The organism is Arthrobacter sp. CC3, from assembly GCF_039907775.1.
In the GTDB taxonomy this organism is placed as follows: domain Bacteria; phylum Actinomycetota; class Actinomycetes; order Actinomycetales; family Micrococcaceae; genus Arthrobacter.
Genome location: NZ_JARCCY010000003.1, coordinates 60,716 through 76,440 on the forward strand (window position 1 = coordinate 60,716; position 15,725 = coordinate 76,440).

General features: G+C 67.2%; 16 protein-coding genes. 9 read left to right on the forward strand and 7 right to left on the reverse strand.

Translation table 11 applies throughout. The annotated features are described in order from the left end of the window. Positions 1-39 precede the first annotated feature (39 nt). Together PV761_RS02100 and PV761_RS02105 are read left to right on the forward strand one after the other, a co-directional pair. The gene (locus PV761_RS02100) at positions 40-870 is read left to right on the forward strand and encodes a class I SAM-dependent methyltransferase (RefSeq protein ID WP_347893969.1); all 831 of its coding nucleotides are present in this window, start codon (positions 40-42) and stop codon (positions 868-870) included. A gap of 124 nt (positions 871-994) precedes the next feature. Beyond that, positions 995-2,119, forward strand: coding sequence for a glycerate kinase (locus PV761_RS02105; RefSeq protein WP_347893971.1), 1,125 nt, complete (start codon positions 995-997; stop codon positions 2,117-2,119). A 9-nt stretch (positions 2,120-2,128) separates the two neighbouring features. Here the strand turns inward: PV761_RS02105 and PV761_RS02110 are convergent, their stop codons facing one another. Both PV761_RS02110 and PV761_RS02115 read right to left on the reverse strand, forming a co-directional pair. Further along, a complete protein-coding gene (locus PV761_RS02110) occupies positions 2,129-2,791 on the reverse strand; it encodes a DUF6766 family protein (RefSeq protein ID WP_347893973.1) in 663 nt (220 codons plus the stop codon). Between the two features lie 49 nt (positions 2,792-2,840). Continuing rightward, positions 2,841-3,332: a DUF6328 family protein gene (locus PV761_RS02115; RefSeq protein WP_028270284.1), complete on the reverse strand. Its 492-nt coding sequence runs from the start codon at positions 3,330-3,332 to the stop codon at positions 2,841-2,843. Between the two features lie 203 nt (positions 3,333-3,535). On the opposite strand from PV761_RS02115, the gene PV761_RS02120 reads away from it, so the two are divergent. Both PV761_RS02120 and PV761_RS02125 read left to right on the forward strand, forming a co-directional pair. Next, entirely contained in the window at positions 3,536-4,432 is an 897-nt protein-coding gene (locus PV761_RS02120; RefSeq protein ID WP_028270285.1) for an SDR family oxidoreductase, read from the forward strand. An 83-nt stretch (positions 4,433-4,515) separates the two neighbouring features. Continuing rightward, positions 4,516-5,019, forward strand: coding sequence for a hypothetical protein (locus tag PV761_RS02125; protein ID WP_347893976.1), 504 nt, complete (start codon positions 4,516-4,518; stop codon positions 5,017-5,019). A 60-nt stretch (positions 5,020-5,079) separates the two neighbouring features. Here PV761_RS02125 and PV761_RS02130 read toward each other — a convergent pair whose 3' ends face one another. Then, complete coding sequence (locus tag PV761_RS02130; protein ID WP_347893978.1) at positions 5,080-6,435, reverse strand: solute carrier family 23 protein; 1,356 nt, start codon at positions 6,433-6,435, stop codon at positions 5,080-5,082. Between the two features lie 328 nt (positions 6,436-6,763). Here PV761_RS02130 and PV761_RS02135 point away from each other — a divergent pair, with 328 nt between their 5' ends. Together PV761_RS02135 and PV761_RS02140 are read left to right on the forward strand one after the other, a co-directional pair. Next, complete coding sequence (locus PV761_RS02135; protein ID WP_347893980.1) at positions 6,764-7,369, forward strand: malonic semialdehyde reductase; 606 nt, start codon at positions 6,764-6,766, stop codon at positions 7,367-7,369. Between the two features lie 251 nt (positions 7,370-7,620). Continuing rightward, a complete protein-coding gene (locus PV761_RS02140) occupies positions 7,621-8,112 on the forward strand; it encodes a 2'-5' RNA ligase family protein (protein WP_028270289.1) in 492 nt (163 codons plus the stop codon). On the opposite strand, the gene pgm is transcribed toward PV761_RS02140, so the two are convergent. After that, positions 8,102-9,751 (reverse strand): phosphoglucomutase (alpha-D-glucose-1,6-bisphosphate-dependent), encoded by a 1,650-nt coding sequence (gene pgm, locus PV761_RS02145; protein WP_028270290.1) that lies wholly within the window; start codon positions 9,749-9,751, stop codon positions 8,102-8,104. The genes PV761_RS02140 and pgm overlap by 11 nt on opposite strands. 307 nt (positions 9,752-10,058) lie before the next feature. Between pgm and PV761_RS02150 the strand changes: the two genes are divergently transcribed. Next, complete coding sequence (locus PV761_RS02150) at positions 10,059-10,889, forward strand: nuclease-related domain-containing protein (RefSeq protein WP_347893983.1); 831 nt, start codon at positions 10,059-10,061, stop codon at positions 10,887-10,889. 97 nt (positions 10,890-10,986) lie between these two features. Next, entirely contained in the window at positions 10,987-11,379 is a 393-nt protein-coding gene (locus tag PV761_RS02155; RefSeq protein WP_347893985.1) for a DUF4190 domain-containing protein, read from the forward strand. 120 nt (positions 11,380-11,499) lie between these two features. On the opposite strand, the gene PV761_RS02160 is transcribed toward PV761_RS02155, so the two are convergent. From PV761_RS02160 to PV761_RS02170, 3 genes are all read right to left on the reverse strand, one after another. Beyond that, positions 11,500-12,969 carry a peptide MFS transporter gene (locus PV761_RS02160; protein ID WP_347893987.1) on the reverse strand — a complete coding sequence of 490 codons (1,470 nt, stop codon included), beginning with the start codon at positions 12,967-12,969 and terminating at the stop codon, positions 11,500-11,502. A gap of 84 nt (positions 12,970-13,053) precedes the next feature. Next, positions 13,054-14,478: an amidase gene (locus tag PV761_RS02165; protein ID WP_347893989.1), complete on the reverse strand. Its 1,425-nt coding sequence runs from the start codon at positions 14,476-14,478 to the stop codon at positions 13,054-13,056. Then, positions 14,471-15,211 (reverse strand): peptidase E, encoded by a 741-nt coding sequence (locus PV761_RS02170; RefSeq protein ID WP_347893991.1) that lies wholly within the window; start codon positions 15,209-15,211, stop codon positions 14,471-14,473. Before PV761_RS02170 ends, PV761_RS02165 begins: the two co-directional genes overlap by 8 nt. A 115-nt stretch (positions 15,212-15,326) precedes the next feature. On the opposite strand from PV761_RS02170, the gene PV761_RS02175 reads away from it, so the two are divergent. Continuing rightward, positions 15,327-15,653: a rhodanese-like domain-containing protein gene (locus PV761_RS02175; RefSeq protein WP_028270296.1), complete on the forward strand. Its 327-nt coding sequence runs from the start codon at positions 15,327-15,329 to the stop codon at positions 15,651-15,653. Positions 15,654-15,725: the final 72 nt, after the last annotated feature.

A 15,725-nucleotide genomic window follows, 5' to 3' on the forward strand; every position in this document is an offset into this window, starting at 1 on the left:
CTGACCGGGCATCAACAGACGTGCCCTTATATTTGGACCATGCTCGCCGCCCTAAAGAAATATCTGATGATCCCCAGGCTGGTGCGATTGTCCGCCGGCGCACCACGGGACCACCATGTTGCCTGGGACCGGTTCTGGTCCTCCGTGAAAACCACGGGGGCCACCGGCGACGTTCTGTGGGACTCCGGCAGCGACCACGAGATGCAGGGTTACGTGCACAGGCTGCACCAGCATCTGGACCCCCGGCTGCCGGTGGTGGACATCGGCTGCGGCAACGGCAGCTTCACCCGGCAACTCGCCGCGCTCTTTCCGCACGCCATGGGAGTTGATGTCTCCGCCCACGCAGTGCGGCGGGCGCTCAGCGAGTCAGCCGGGCTGGCGAACGTTTCGTACCTCGTCCGTGACATGACGGCTCCCGGCGCCGGCGGCAGGCTCGGGGAAGAGCTGCGGCTGCTTGGCGGGGGAGCCGGGGCAGGGGCGAATGTCTTTATCCGGGGCGTACTCCACGTCCTGGGGGAACGGGACCGGCACGCCCTTGCCGAAAACGTTCGTGCCATCGCCGGAGCCGACGGGCGGGTGTTCCTTGCCGAAACCGACTTCCAGGGAAACGCCGTCGAATACGTCTCACACCTCGGCGCAACGCTCCGGTCCATCCCGTCGCCTCTCGAAGGGGCCATCCGCGGGCTGCCGATGCCAGGACGCTTCGGCCCGAAAGAACGGAACCTGGCCTTCCCCGCGGGCCGCTGGGAACTGATCGAGGACGGTCCCACGACAATCGAGACGATGCCCCTGTCCCACCCGACGCGGGCTGACCTCATCCCCGGCTACTTCGCGGTGCTCAAAGCACGGAACTGGGAGAACTTCCCTTAATCCCTTCCCGGGAGGACTGTTTCGCGGATACGGGCCGCAGCCGCAGCCGTCGTGTCATGACTTGAGCAATCCCCGTGTTACTCGCAGGCAAGCGCTTTCCGGCGGTTGCTGGCAGGATAGACCCATGCGCATTCTCATCGCTCCGGACAAGTTCAAAGGGTCACTGACTGCTGCGGAGGCTGCCAGTGCCATCGCCGAGGGGGCGCTGCGCGTCTATCCGGACGCGGTGGCCACGCAGTTCCCCGTGGCCGACGGCGGGGAAGGCACCTTGGAGGCCGCCGTTGCCGCCGGCTACGAGGAACGGCTGAACGCCGTCGTCGGTCCCATCCTGGCGCCCATAGGCGCGGCCTGGGCACTCCGCAAGGATGCTTTCGGCGGAGCCACTGCAGTGATTGAAACCGCGCAGGCCTCGGGGCTGGCGCACATGGAGCCGACGCCCGCCAACGCGCTGCGCGCCCACAGCTACGGCTGCGGCCAGCTCATCGCGGCCGCGCTGGACGCCGGGGCCACCGAAATCGTGCTGGGCGTGGGCGGCTCTGCCATGACCGACGGCGGCAGCGGCGCCCTGCGTGCATTGGGCCTGAAGCCGCTGGACGCCGGCGGCAACGTGGTTCCGCTGGGCGGCGGTTCACTGGGGGACGTTGTAGGCGTTGACGTTTCCGGCCTGGACCCCCGGCTGGCTGCCGTGAAATTCCGGATCGCCGTGGACGTCCAGAACCCGCTGTTCGGAAACGACGGAGCTGCGCACGTCTTCGGTCCGCAGAAGGGTGCCGACGCGGACGCCGTGGAACTGCTGGATGCGGGGCTCCGCAACTGGGCGTCGGTTCTGCGGGAGGCCACGGGACGTGACGTCAACGTTCCCGGAGCCGGCGCGGCCGGCGGGTTCCCGGCGTCGTTCCTGGCTTTCAGCAATGCCGCCCTCGAAGGAGGCTTCGCCCTGGTGGCGGGCCTCACGGGCCTGGCGGTCCAGCTGGCCGAGGCGGACCTGGTGATCACCGGCGAGGGATCCATGGACTCGCAGTCGCTGGAGGGCAAGGCGCCCATCGCGCTGGCCGATGCAGCGCGCGAGCGGGGCATCCCGGTGATTGTGGTGGCCGGCCGCATCCTGGTCACACCGGAGGATCTGGCCAGGCACGGGGTGGTGGCCGCGGCGCAGCTGCTGGACGTCGCTGCCAGCCCGGAAGACGCCGTCGCCAATGCCGCCAAGTACCTCACCTGGGCCACCAGCCAGGTCCTCGAAGGAGCCTGACCCGGGCCGCTAAGCTCCGGTCTCGTAATGCGGTTCGGCCACAGGTTTGGACTCGGGTGAGCCCCGTTCGCGCAGGTAGACGGACGCGCCAACCAGCACGGCGACCGCCAGGAATTCGCTCTGCCAGTTCTGGAACGACTCGAACCAGAACCGGCTGGTGCCGAGATAGCCGAGCAGCGTCACGCCCGGCTGGCCGTGGCTTTGTTGTTCCTGGCTGTACTCCTCGCTGCCGCCAACCGCGTGGAGGATGAATGAGGCCAGGAACAGCACCAGGAACATGATGGACAGGGAGTGCTCGTAGAGCTTGAGCACCCAGCCGCCGCGACGTACGGGCCACGGCGTGGCGGCCTTCACGGCTGCACCTCGGGGGTCCTCGTCCTGCGGGGCTGCTTTACCCATCGGCTTCGATTCCGAAGAGCCTTTTTGGAAAAGGAAAACCGTCAGGATGACATACATTCCCATCTGCAGGAACTCCGATTCCCAGTTCTCGAACGTGGCTTCGAGGAACGCCCCGGTGGCGAGGTACTCGGCCACGGTCACTGCCGGCTGGCCGTGGGCGAGCTGGTCCTCGCTGTAATCGCTGGCTCCGCTGACCACCATGCCGCTGAAGAACGCAAGGAACAACCCCACGTTGGCAAGCATCAGGCCGTGTTCCTTGGCCCACTTCTTCATGGCGCCTCCCGAATTTGACTGGCGAACTTCATTGAAGACAGCCTCCGAACTATCCTCGCCTGGCGCGTTTGTTGAGCTGGATCGGGACGATTACCAGCAGGATCAGCAGGACTGCCAGCAGCAATCCGCCTGCCGTGAGTCCCGCGTTGCGTCCGGCAGTTACGTCGAAGACCAGGGCTGATGTTCCGACGCTCAGGAGTGCGACGCCGCCGAGGGCAACCTTCGTAATGCTGTCCGCGCTCGAAACCAGGGTGGCCTTCAGCCGTTGCCGGAACAACCTGCGGTGGACGCTGACCGGCAAGAGGATCAGTGCTGTGGTCAGGGCGGCCAGCACCACGTTGGTCAGGTAGAGGCCCACCTGGAAAGTGTCGAGGTCCTCGAACCGGGACTGGAAGGGAAGCGTGAGCAGGAAGCCGGCAAGGATCTGGACGCCGGTCTGGAGCACGCGCAGCTCCTGGATTAGCTCCATCCAGTTGCGGTCCATTTGCTGCTCGACCGTTTCGTTCCTACCGTTGCCCGGCGTCACCTCCGGGTCCGACAATTGCCCACCTCCGGTTGCCGCGAGCGGCCGCGCATGGCCGCAACTATGTCTCAACCTAGGCTTGAAGGCCCCTATTATCAAGCACTACTAAGTTTACTGACTAATTTGGCCAAAACCGTGGACTTGCCTTGTGCGCTGGGATAGTTTCGAAGAGCCAGTCACGCACCGGACCAGAAAAGAACTGAGACGTTAGCGAGGTGGAAATGACCGACGAAAAGCAGGATCACCAGCCCAGGGACCCGAGGGCGGGCTACCATGACGGACCGTTCCCGGAGCAAGTCCAGAAGCAGCCGGGGCTCACGGCGCCCATGGAGCCGCAGCCGGACCACGGCGAGGAAAGCTACGAAGGAAGCAACGCGCTCCCCGGCAAGGCAGCGCTCATCACCGGGGGAGACTCCGGCATCGGACGGGCGGTGGCCATTGCCTTCGCCCGCGAGGGGGCCGACGTCGCCATCTCATACCTTCCCGAGGAGGAAGCGGACGCCCAGGACACCGCCGCGTGGATCCGCAAGGCCGGGCAACGCGCGCTGTTGCTGCCGGGCGATGGGCGCCGTGAAGACTTCAGCACCGGGATCGTGGCGGACACGCTCGCGGAGTTCGGTCGCCTGGACGTGGTGGTGCTGAACGCCGCCTACCAAAAGAACCGCGACAGCTTTGAATCGCTGCCCACCGAGGAATTCGACCGTGTGTTCAAGACAAACCTGTATTCCCTGCTCTGGACGGCACGGGCCGCGGTGCCCCATCTCAAGGCAGGCGCCTCCATCATCACCACCGCCTCCATCCAGGCCTTCAACCCTTCTCCGCAACTCATTGACTACGCCATGACAAAGGGCGCCCAGGTGGCGTTCACCAAGGCGCTTGCCCAGGAGCTTGGACCCAGGGGCATCCGGGTCAATGCTGTGGCCCCGGGCCCCATCTGGACACCGCTCATTCCCGCGACGGAATGGCCCGACAAGCTGCCGACGTTCGGCCAGGACACTCCTCTGGGACGCGCGGGACAACCCGCGGAACTGGCGGCCGCCTACGTCCTGCTGGCCTCGGACCACGGCTCCTATATCTCCGGGGCCGTGCTTCCGGTGACAGGCGGCAAGGGTCTCTGATCCCGTCCAGGTCCAGGGTCCAGACTTTGGATCCAGGCCCGCATCCAGCAAGCCAGCAATCCCTACCACCCAGGAGGAATGAAATGACGCAGGATAACCAAGGAACACCCATCGAGGAAGAGGGCGGGTACGGTACGCCCACTGTGGAGCAGGAAATGGGTGGCGCTGACACGAAGAAGTTCGCCCAGCCGCGTGAGGAAGAGGCGTTCGACGCCGCGGGCCTGAGCCAGGACAGCCCGGACGGCGAAACCTATCCTGCCGGAGCGCCGGACCTCAGCCAGCTCGGCGGTGAAGACCAGGACAGCGCCGGCGAGCCCGGCGCCGGCCGTTTCGGAGGAACGGAGGATCAGTTGCACGCAGAGAGTGAAAGCACGGACCCCGGCTTTGAGCCGGCTGAAGGCGACGCCGCAGTGCCGTCCGCGGAGGCGGAAATGGATGGATCCAACACCGAGGATCCCGACGCCGGACGGCCCTTCTCGTCTGAACCGCCGCAGGACGCCGCCGGGATCCCCGACGGCAGCGGCACGGACCTGCCGGACAGCAAAGCCCCCAAGGACCGCGAGGACGATGCCTTCGACGCCGGATAACGCTCCGCCGGTAAACGGCCCGTGCGGGCGGCTGCCGAGGCGGCCGCCCGCACGCGGTGTTTAAGGCCGCTTCTTCGGAGTCCGCTTGGCGACGGCGTTGATGGCGGCCTTGACTGCGGGGGGCAGGCCGGCCTGTTCGGTCTCGGGCTCAGCGACGCTGCCGCGGGCCTTCGCGATCGCCTTCATGCCGTGGTAGATCACCAGCGCGGCGGCGGAGCCCAGGGCGATGCCGGTGAACGTCAGCTCGCCGATGGTCCAGGTGTAGTCCGCGATGCCGATGATCAGCGCCACCGCTGCGGTGGTCAGGTTGACGGGGTTGGAAAAGTTGACCTTGTTCTGGACCCAGATCTTGACGCCCAGGATGCCGATCATGCCGTAGAGCATGGTGGCCGCGCCGCCCAGCACCCCGGCGGGAACCGTGGCAATCAGTTCGCCGAACTTGGGGGAGAAGCTGAGGATGATCGCGAAGGTGCCGGCCACCCAGTAGGCCGCCGTCGAGTAGACCTTCGTGGCTGCCATCACGCCGATGTTTTCGGCATACGTGGTGGTTCCCGAACCGCCGCCGAAGCCGGCCAGTACGGTTGCGGCACCGTCGGCCATCAGGGCGCGTCCGGAGACGCCGTCGAGGTTCTGGCCCGTCATGGCGGACACGGATTTCACGTGGCCGATGTTCTCCGCGACCAGCACCAGCACCACGGGAACAAAGAGGCCTACCACGCCCAGGTGGAATTCGGGGGTCTGGAAATGCGGCAGCCCAACCCACGCTGCGGCGTCCATCTTGCTGTAGTTGACTTCGCCGCGGAGCATGGCCACAAGGTAGCCCACCACTACGCCCACCAGGATGCTGAGGCGGCCCAGGATGCCCTTGAACAGCACACTCACCAGGATGATGGTGGCCAGGGTGATCACGGCGGTGACCGGGGCGGCGTCGAAGTTGTTTTTCGCGGCCGGGGCCAGGTTCAGTCCGATCAGGGCCACGATGGCGCCCGTGACGATCGGCGGCATGAGCCGGTTGATCCAGCCGGCCCCGAACTTCTGGACCACCGCGCCGATGACGGCCAGGCCCGCGCCGGCGAGCACCACCCCGCCCAGGGCCCCGGGAATCCCGAACTGCTGCTGGGAGGCCATGATCGGGGCTATGAACGCAAAGCTCGAACCGAGGTAGCTGGGCACCCGGCCCTGGGTGATCACCAGGAATAGCAGGGTTCCGATGCCGGAGAAGAACAGCGTGGTGGCCGGCGGCATGCCGGTGATGATGGGCACCAGGAACGTGGCCCCGAACATCGCCACGACGTGCTGCATTCCCACCCCGATGGTCAGCGGCCAGGTCAGCCTTTCGCCGGGGGCCACCACCTCGCCCGGGCGGACCGACTTACCGTTGCCGTGGAGCTTCCATTTGGTACCAAGCATGCTCATGGCCGGGAGCCTTTCAAAGGAGGATGTGTCGGGAGCGGGGAAGGAATCTTCCGGAGCAACATTACCGCGCAGGCCCGCCAGTGCGCCCCGCAATCCGCCCGGCCCCCGGGGAGCCTGCGCGCCGGGCCGCCCGCCGGGCTGCCCGCCAGGCAGGTCGCCGCCAGGGAGGCCCCGGGCCCGCGCGCCGGGCTGTCCGCCAGGCAGGTCACCGCTGTGGGGAAGGTCACGCGGGGTCACGGGAAGAGGAACGATTCGCTTGAAGTTGCAACTATGGATAGCAGAACCGCCGGCCGCCTTCGGGTGAGCGGGCCCAGCGAAAGGTATGCAGATGACAATTGCCCATGAAGAAGCAGTGATCGACGCAGCCGCAGTGGACGCGATTTTCGCCGAAGCCCGTACGGCCAACGCATTCACCGGAGAGGTCACGGACGAGCAGGCCCGCGCCATCTACGAGCTGACCAAGTTCGGCCCCACGGCGTTCAACTCCCAGCCGCTGCGCGTGACCTACGTCCGCTCCGACGAGGCCCGCGCACAGCTCGTGGACACCCTGGCCAACGGCAACAAGGCCAAGACCGCGTCCGCCCCGCTCGTGGCCATCCTCAGCTACGACACCGACTGGGCCGGGCAGTGGAACAACTTCCTCCCCGGCTACAACGCCCCCAAGGCCATGTACGACGCCTCCCCGGAACTGGCGGCCAGCACGGGCAACAACAACGCCCACCTGCAGGCCGGCTACTTCATCCTGGCGGTCCGCTCGCTCGGGTTCGCTGCCGGCCCCATGACCGGAGCCGATTTCTCCGCCATCGATGCGGCGTTCTTCCCCGCCGGGGACCAGAAGAGCTTCCTGGTGGTCAACATCGGCCAGCCCGGTCCCGACGCCTGGGGCGAAGCCAAGCCGAAGTTCGCTTACGAGGATGTAGTCCGCACCGTCTAGGTCCCTAGCGTCCGGGGCCGGAGTGTCAACGGGTCCGGAGTATCAACGGGTTGGGCGAGCCCTGATGCGCAGAGAGGCCCCCGGCACGATGGGGGACACGCCGGAGGCACTCTAGACACATTTTTGCAGTTGAATGCATGGCATGTGTCCTGGGCCACTTCCCATTTTAGTCCAAATCGCCACGCTGGCTACTGTGCCCGTCCGCGCCCGCGGACGGACACAGCCGGCCTGCGCAGTGGCACACTGGCCCTATGCGGAACCTGATTCTGGTGGCTTTCACCGAGCCCGTCACCGACGGGCTCGTTTTTCCCCGCGACGACTGGCCCCTGCATATCACCCTGGTGAAGTTCGACGTCGACCCGACCTCGGGCGCCGACCCCACCGAACGGATCGCCGGACTCATCGACCTGCCCGTGCGGGCGGCCCTTGGCGCCCGGCTGACCATCGGCGCAGACGCCGGCTTCGGCCGGCGGGAGTCCATCCCGGTCAGTCTCGTAGAGCCCAGCCGGCCCCTGCAGGAACTTCACGAGTCACTGGTGGAGGTCGTGGCGGCGCTGCCTGGCCGGGTGCCCACGCCGGACCACACCCTGGCCAACTATCGTCCCCATGTGTCGCACCATGGTGACAAGCGCACCCGCCCGGGAGACGCCGTCGTACTGGACCGCGTGGCCCTGGTGGACATGGCGCCGGACGGAAACCATTCCGTCCGGCGCATCCTCCACTTGTGGGAACTTACGAAATAACCCCGTCAACCAGTGCCTTGGCTTCGGCCTGGACCTGCTTGAGGTGGTCGGCGCCCTTGAACGACTCGGCGTAGATCTTGTAGACGTCCTCGGTGCCGGACGGGCGGGCGGCGAACCACGCGTTCTCGGTGACCACCTTCAGGCCGCCGATCGAGGCGCCGTTGCCGGGAGCCTCGGTGAGCTTGGCCGTGATCGTTTCGCCGGCGAGCTCCGTGGCGGTGACATCCGACGGCGACAGCTTGCCGAGCGCAGCTTTCTGCTCGCGCGTGGCGGCGGCGTCGATCCGGGCGTAGACCGGATCGCCGAACTGGTCGGTCAGGCCCTTGTACAGCTGCGACGGCGACTTGCCCGTGACGGCGGTGATTTCCGAAGCCAGCAGCGCCAGCAGGATGCCGTCCTTATCGGTGGTCCACACGCTGCCGTCCATCTTGTTGAACGAAGCGCCGGCGGATTCCTCGCCGCCGAACGCGCCCTCGCCGGACAGCAGCCCGGGAACGAACCATTTGAAGCCCACCGGCACCTCGACGAGCTTGCGCCCCAGGCTCTCGGCCACGCGGTCGATGATGGACGAGGAGACCAGGGTCTTGCCGATCACGGACTCCGGGTTCCAGCCGGTGCGGTGCCGGTACAGGTAGTCGATGGCCACGGCGAGGTAGTGGTTCGGGTTCATCAGCCCGCCGTCCGGCGTGACGATGCCGTGACGGTCGGCGTCGGCGTCATTGCCGGTGGCCACGTCAAAGTTTGCGCCGCTGGACATGCGGTTGATCAGCGAGGCCATGGCCGACGGGGAGGAGCAGTCCATCCGGATCTTCTCGTCCCAGTCCAGGGTCATGAAGGCCCACTGCGGGTCCACGGTGGGGTTCACCACGGTGAGGTTCAGGTGGTGGCGCTCGCCGATCTCGCCCCAGTAGTCCACCGAGGCGCCGCCCATCGGGTCGGCGCCGATCCGGACCCCGGACTCGCGGATGGCGTTCAGGTCCAGCACGGACGGGAGGTCGTCCACGTAGCTGCTGAGGAAGTCGAACTTGCCGGTCGTCTCGGCGGCCAGTGCGTCCGCCACCGGGATGCGCTTGACGCCGCGGAGTCCGTTTTCCAGGAGTTCGTTGGCGCGGTTGGCGATCCAGCCGGTGGCGTCCGTGTCTGCGGGGCCGCCGTGCGGCGGGTTGTATTTGAAGCCGCCGTCACCGGGCGGGTTGTGGCTGGGCGTGACCACGATGCCGTCGGCCTGCGGTGCGCCGGCGGGGGCGTTCCGGTTGTGCGTGAGGATGGCGTGGCTCAGCGCCGGGGTGGGCGTGTAGCCATGGCGGGCGTCAATCAGCACGTTCACGCCGTTGGCGGCCAGCACTTCAAGCGCGGAGTTCTGCGCCGGTTCGCTGAGGGCGTGGGTGTCCTTTGCCATATACAGCGGTCCGGTGATGCCCTGCCCGGCACGGTATTCCACGATTGCCTGGGTGATGGCCACAATGTGGGGTTCATTGAACGACGCCTTCAGGCTGGATCCCCGGTGCCCGGAGGTGCCGAACGCAACGCGCTGGCCCGGGTCGCTCAGGTCGGGGGAAACATCGTAGTACGCATCCAGGAGCGCAGTGAGGTCAACAAGGTCTTGGGGTTGGGCAACTGTGCCCGCGCGGCTAGCCATGGCACCAGCATGCCAGACGACGGCGGGACGCAACACGGTATGTCCGGAATCCGGCCCCTGTGACGTCGAATTTCATCCGGCATTTACCAATTCATTCCCCTTTGCATTTATTGAGGGGCAGTAATTGGCTGCGGAAAAGCGAGTAGTGGCGCCAAAAGTACCTATATACCGGCCGTCCCGCGGCTGCTAATTTCTAAACAAATTACGACGGCGGGCCCTCCGCCGCCGTCAGCGTGGCGGCGAATCCACGTCGGATTGGTCCAGGTCCGGATGATCCAGGGTGCGGCGAATCAAAGGAGGACAGCCAATGGCGGCAGGCGACGAAGCGTCGGAACAGGCCCGGCTGGCTGCCGAACGGATTGCACGGCTCAAACGCCAGCTGGAGCATGCAGAACGCGCCGAGGAACCGTGGGGTTCCGGTGTGGACGGAGAGCGCCGCACTGCCAGCCTGCTGGGCCAGCTGACCCCGCACGGCTGGTTCCTGCTGCACGACGTGCACTGGCCCGGACGGCCCCTGGCCAATCTCGACCATGTTCTGGTGGGCCCGGGCGGAATAGTGGTGGTGGATGCCAAGAACTGGTCAGGCGCCGTTGAGGTCCGGGCAGGCGTCCTGAGGCAGAACGGCTACTCACGGAACCCCGCCGTGGACGGCTCCCTGGGGCAGGCGGCCGCCGTGGCCGCCCTGGTCGACGCGCCGCACCGGCACCTGGTCCGCTCGATCATCTGCCTGACCGGCCAGCCCGACCTCGCGGACGTGACCGGGTCCGGGGTCGAAGTGCTGGGCGTCAACCGGGTGGTTGCGCGGGTGGCGGCCCTCCCGGCAGTGCTGGATTCACAGTCGGTGATTGGAATCTACTCCCACCTGGGACAGCAACTGACGCAGCCCCAGTCGCCCGCAGCCTCGGATGTCCGCGGGAGCGCGGGCCGCCATCCCCCGGCTCGCCCGTATCAGGGCGGAGCTTATCCGTCGCCGGTCCCGGCCCGCACCGGATACCGGTCCGTGGCTGGTCCACCGCACTTGGGAAGCCGGTCCCTGGGAAGCCAGCCCAACAGAGGCTGGCTGGTGGCCGGATTATGGAGCCTGCTGGTCCTGGGGATCGTGGTGTTCGCACTTTCGACGCCGCTCTGGAACCTGTAGGTCCTGCCCGCTGGCGTATCACGGGTGTATCACGGCCGCGCACCTCCGGGCGGTGCGTTGGTAGGCTGGTTCTAGCCTTTCAATAAGGGGAATTCCCATGTCGAACCAGCCTGCCCCCGGCGACGAGGGGACGCCACAGGGCTACCAGCCGCCGTCGTACATTCCACCGCAAGGGTCACAGCCGGCCGGACCCTACGGCGCTGCCTACGGGCAGCCGTCCTATTACGGCATGCCGCCCGAGCCCAAAGGCCTGAGCATCGCCAGCCTGTGCTGCGGCATCGCCGTCTTCCTTGGCCTGGGCCTCTTCATCCTGCCGCAGATTGCGGCCGTGGTCCTGGGCCACCTGGCCCTGCTCAAGGAACCTGCCGGGCGGGGACTTGCCATCGCCGGCCTGATCCTTGGCTACCTCGGCCTGGCCCTGACCGCGATTGTGCTCACGTTCGCCGTGGCAGCGATTTTCGCCGCGGCCAACGCGGGGTACGGCTACTAGAACCGCTTCGAAACCGGCGCGCACCAGCCAGTCCAGGTGCCCCGCCACGGCGAAACGCTGCGGCTGGTGCGGGCGGCGGATGGCTCCGCCCACCCGCACCACGCCGTCGGTGACGTCGGGTCAGCGGACGCCGCCCATGAGCTTCTTGATGGCCGGCGACGCAGCTGCAAGGCCGACAGCCAGCACCATGGCCGTGCCGCCGATGCCGATGAAATACGGCAGTTCGTCGGCCGGGTTGTACAGCCCGGACAGGATGCCGGCCAGGGTGGTGCCCAGCGAGACCGACAGGAAGAACAAGGCCACCATCTGGGTGTGGAAGGCCTGGGGCGCCAGCTTGGTGGTCACGGACAGGCCGATGGGGGAGAGGAAGAGCTCCGCCAGGGTGAACAGGAACAGGATCCCCACCAGGGCCAGCAGGGGCGTTTTCCCGTCGCCGGCGAGGGGGATGAAGGCCAGGAAGGCCAGCCCCATCACGAACAGGCCGATGGAGAATTTCACGGCCGAGCCGGGCTGCTTCTGGCCGAGGCGGGTCCACAGTGCCGCCATGACGCCGGCGAAAATGATGATGAACACCGGGTTGATGGACTGCACCCAGGCGGCCGGCATTTCCCAGCCGAACAGGTTCCGGTCCAGCTTCTCTTCCGAGTAGACGGCAATGAACGTGAACTGCTGCTGGAAGAGGGCCCAGAACGCCGCTGAGGCGATGTACAGGGGGATGAAGGCCACCACCCGCTTGCGTTCGGCGCCGGTGACCTTGTTGCTGCGGAAGATCAGGGCGAAGTAGAGCACGGAGGCGCCGATCGCCGCGTAGGCCATGGACATGGCCAGGTTTTCGGCGTTCACGGTGCCGGTGGCCAGGAGAACAGCCACCACGACGGCGATGCCCAGGAAGATCAGGCCGTACCTTGTGCGCTGGGCGGCCGGCAGCGGGTTGGGTACGTGATGGGCTTCGTCGGGGAGCTTCCCTCGTCCCATGGCGTAGATGCCCAGGCCCAGGGCCATGCCGACGGCGGCAGCGCCGAAGCCCCAATGGAACCCCTGGCTTTCCTGCAGCCAGCCGGTGACCAGCGGGCCGATCAGCGCACCGGCATTGATACCCATGTAGAAGATGGAGAAGCCGGCATCGCGGCGTTCGTCCTTCTCCCCGTACAGGGTGCCCACCAGCGCGGTGGCGTTGGCCTTCAAACCGCCGGAGCCGACGCCCACCAGCACCAGCCCGGCGATGAGGCCCGGAATTCCGGGCACCAGCGCCAGTGCGATGTGGCCGGCCATGATCAGGACGGCCGAGCCGAACAGGACCCGTTCCGAGCCGAAGAGCCGGTCGGCCAGCCAGGCGCCCAGAATGGTGGAGAGGTAGACTCCGCCGCCGTAGGCTCCGACCAGGCTGGCAGCCAGGCCCTGCTCAATTTCGAGCCCGCCCTGCGCAGCCGTGAAGTACATGTAGTAGAGGAGGATGCCCTGCATGCCGTAGAAGGAGAAGCGCTCCCACATCTCTACGGAGAAGAGGCTGGCCAGCATCTTTGGGTGGCCAAAAAATGACGTATCGCCCGGCGTTGTAGCGGGACGATCGGATAAATGAGTTGTGCTCATTTACTTAAGGGTGACACCGGAGCGCGGGATTGTCACATTCGCGGCGCGAGGAAGCAAGGCGGACCCGCTGGGTGGACGCCCCGCCTAGAACCCGATCTGCGCAGCCACCTGCAGCAGCAGTTCCTCGGATCCCGTGGGCCCCACCAGCTGGATGCCCATGGGCAGGCCGGCCCCGGCTGAGCCGCCGGTCCAGTGCACGGGAATGCTGATGGCGGGCAGCCCGCACACATTCACCATGCTGGACCACGGCGCGTATTCGCACTGCTTCCGGTAGTCGCCGTCGGCGTCGCCGGCCCATTCCGAGGTTGGCCAGTAACCGTCGCCGTGGGAGGCCCCCGTGAACCAGCCCACGGGCCGGGGTGTCTGGGCCAGTGCCGGCATCAGCATGAGGTCCCACTGGGAGTACTGGGACACGGTGTCCCGCTCAAACTGCCGCAGGAAGCCCAGCGCTTCATTCAGTTTTGAGGCGCTCCGCTGCTGTGCGCGCCGGCGGAAGGTGCGTGTGAGCGGGGTCAGCAGGGCTTCGCGCTGCGGTGCAATCCGGGCGCTCCCGACGCCGGCTGTCCACGCCGTGGTGAACGCGTCCGGGTAGCGGTTGTCGTACCCGACGGCGGCTTCGGCCGTGGAATGGCCCGCGGCTTCGAGCAGCCGGATGCCCGCATTGAGGGCGTCCATTGCTTCCGGGTCCGGCGTAAACGGGAATATGGCCTGCCAGGGGCTGTCCAGGCTCACGCCGATCCGGAGCCGGCCCGGCGCCCGGGCCAGGGACTCGAGGTACCGGCCGTTGCCTTCCGGCACCATGGCGTCCAGCATCAGGGCGGCATCTCCGGCTGAGCGGGCCAGCGGTCCGGCCACGACGAGCCGTGCCGGGTCGCCGGTGCTTTCGCCGGCCGGGACGAGTCCGCGCCCGGGTTTCAGGCCCACCAGTCCGCAGGCGGCCGCCGGAATTCTGACGGAACCGCCGCCGTCGGACCCCGGAGCAAACGGCACAAGGCCGGCGGCCACCGCGGCGGCGCTGCCGCCCGATGATCCGCCCGAGCTGCGGCTCAGCGCATATGGATTACGCGACGGCGGCGCGATCAGGTTTTCGCTGTAGGCCGTCAGGCCGAACTCCGGAACCTGGGTCTTGCCCAGCGAGATGGCACCGGCACCCTTCAGGGCCGCCGCGAGTGCACTGTCCGCGGGAGCGGGCTTGTGGTCCAGGGCCGCGCTGCCGTGCGTGGTCACCACGCCCGCCACATCCGTCAGGTCCTTGAAGGCCACCGGCATTCCGTGCAGCAGCGGAAGCTGCCCGGGCGCCTCTGCGTGGAGGGCGTGGGCGTAGAGCGCGTCGGCGCGGGCGGCATCGTCCAGTGCCTGCTCTCCGGTCACCGTGATGAAGGCGCCGAGGCCGGGATTCCGCGCCGCTATCCGGGCCAGGAAATGCTCCGTCACTTCGCGGGCGGACAGATCGCCCGAGCGCACCGCGTCGCGGAGTCCCACCGCGGACAGCTCGTGGATGTCAGCCAAGGAAACGGGCCTCCAGCCGCTCTTCGGCGGCGGCGGGTGCCCCGCCGTCGGCCTGGCGGGTGACGCGGTACGCCGCCTTGCCGTGCACTTCGGTGACTGCGTCCACGAGGTCCGTGCCGAAGTAAACCAGCCCCGCGCCGTCGTCCGTGCAGTGCGTTTCGCCGAGGGTGCCCTCGGCCACCAGCCGGTGCACCAGCGGGCGGCGCTGGTCCTCGGAGTCGTAGTGGACGCCGTTGGCGTACGGCAGGAAGCCCAGCGCGTTGGTCACGGGGCGCAGCTGCGGGCCGAACGAATCCGTGGTGCCGCCCTGGTACCAGCAGATGGACCCGGCCGAGACGCCTGCGAGGACCACGCCGGCCTCCCACACGCGCCGCAGGATTTCGTCGAGGCCGTGTGCGCGCCAGACGGCCAGCAGGTTCACCACCGACCCGCCGTTGACCCACACCACGTCCTGCTCCATGAGGTGCGCTTCAGGATCGTCGATGCTGGGCATCGTGAACAGGTTGAGGTGGCTGAAATCGAAGCCGGCGATTTTCGCGGCCTGGTCCAGCTCGGCATTGAACCAGCGCTGGTCGCCGGCGGCAGTGCCGATATGAGTCACGCGCGGCGCGCGTCCCGTGACGCCGGAAAGTTCGACGGCGTGGTGCAGCAGGGCGTCGAACTCCAGGCGTGAACGCTGGCCGGCCTTATATCCGCCGGACGTTGCCAGGATGGTTGGCTGTGGGGCTGTCATCGGCGATTCCCTCCTTTGCGGTCACCTTGAAGCGTAACGTGCTCCGGATTCGGGGTGCCTGCCTCCGGCGGCGGCTACGCTGGAGGCAGACCTTCATTTTCCGGAGAGGATTTCCATGAGCGACTTCGAAACCGTGACCGTGACCGACGTTCCCGCCGACGCCAAGATCCTTGATGTGCGGGAGGACTACGAATGGTCGGCCGGGCACGCGGAAGGTGCCCTGCACATACCGCTGGACCAGCTGCCGGGCCGGCTCGGCGAACTGGATCCGGACGAGGACCTGTACGTTATTTGCCGCACGGGCGGCCGCTCCTTCCGGGCGGCCAAGTGGCTCGTGGGACAGGGCTATACCGCCATCAACGTGGCCGGCGGAATGGACCAATGGCTCGAATCGGGCCTGCCGCTTGTGTCGGACAACGGACTCAAGCCGGTCATCCTCTAGCGCTCCTGCCAGTAACTGCGGCACCCGCAGTAGCCGCCGGGCCGCCCGCCGGGCGGCGCTTAGATTATCGAG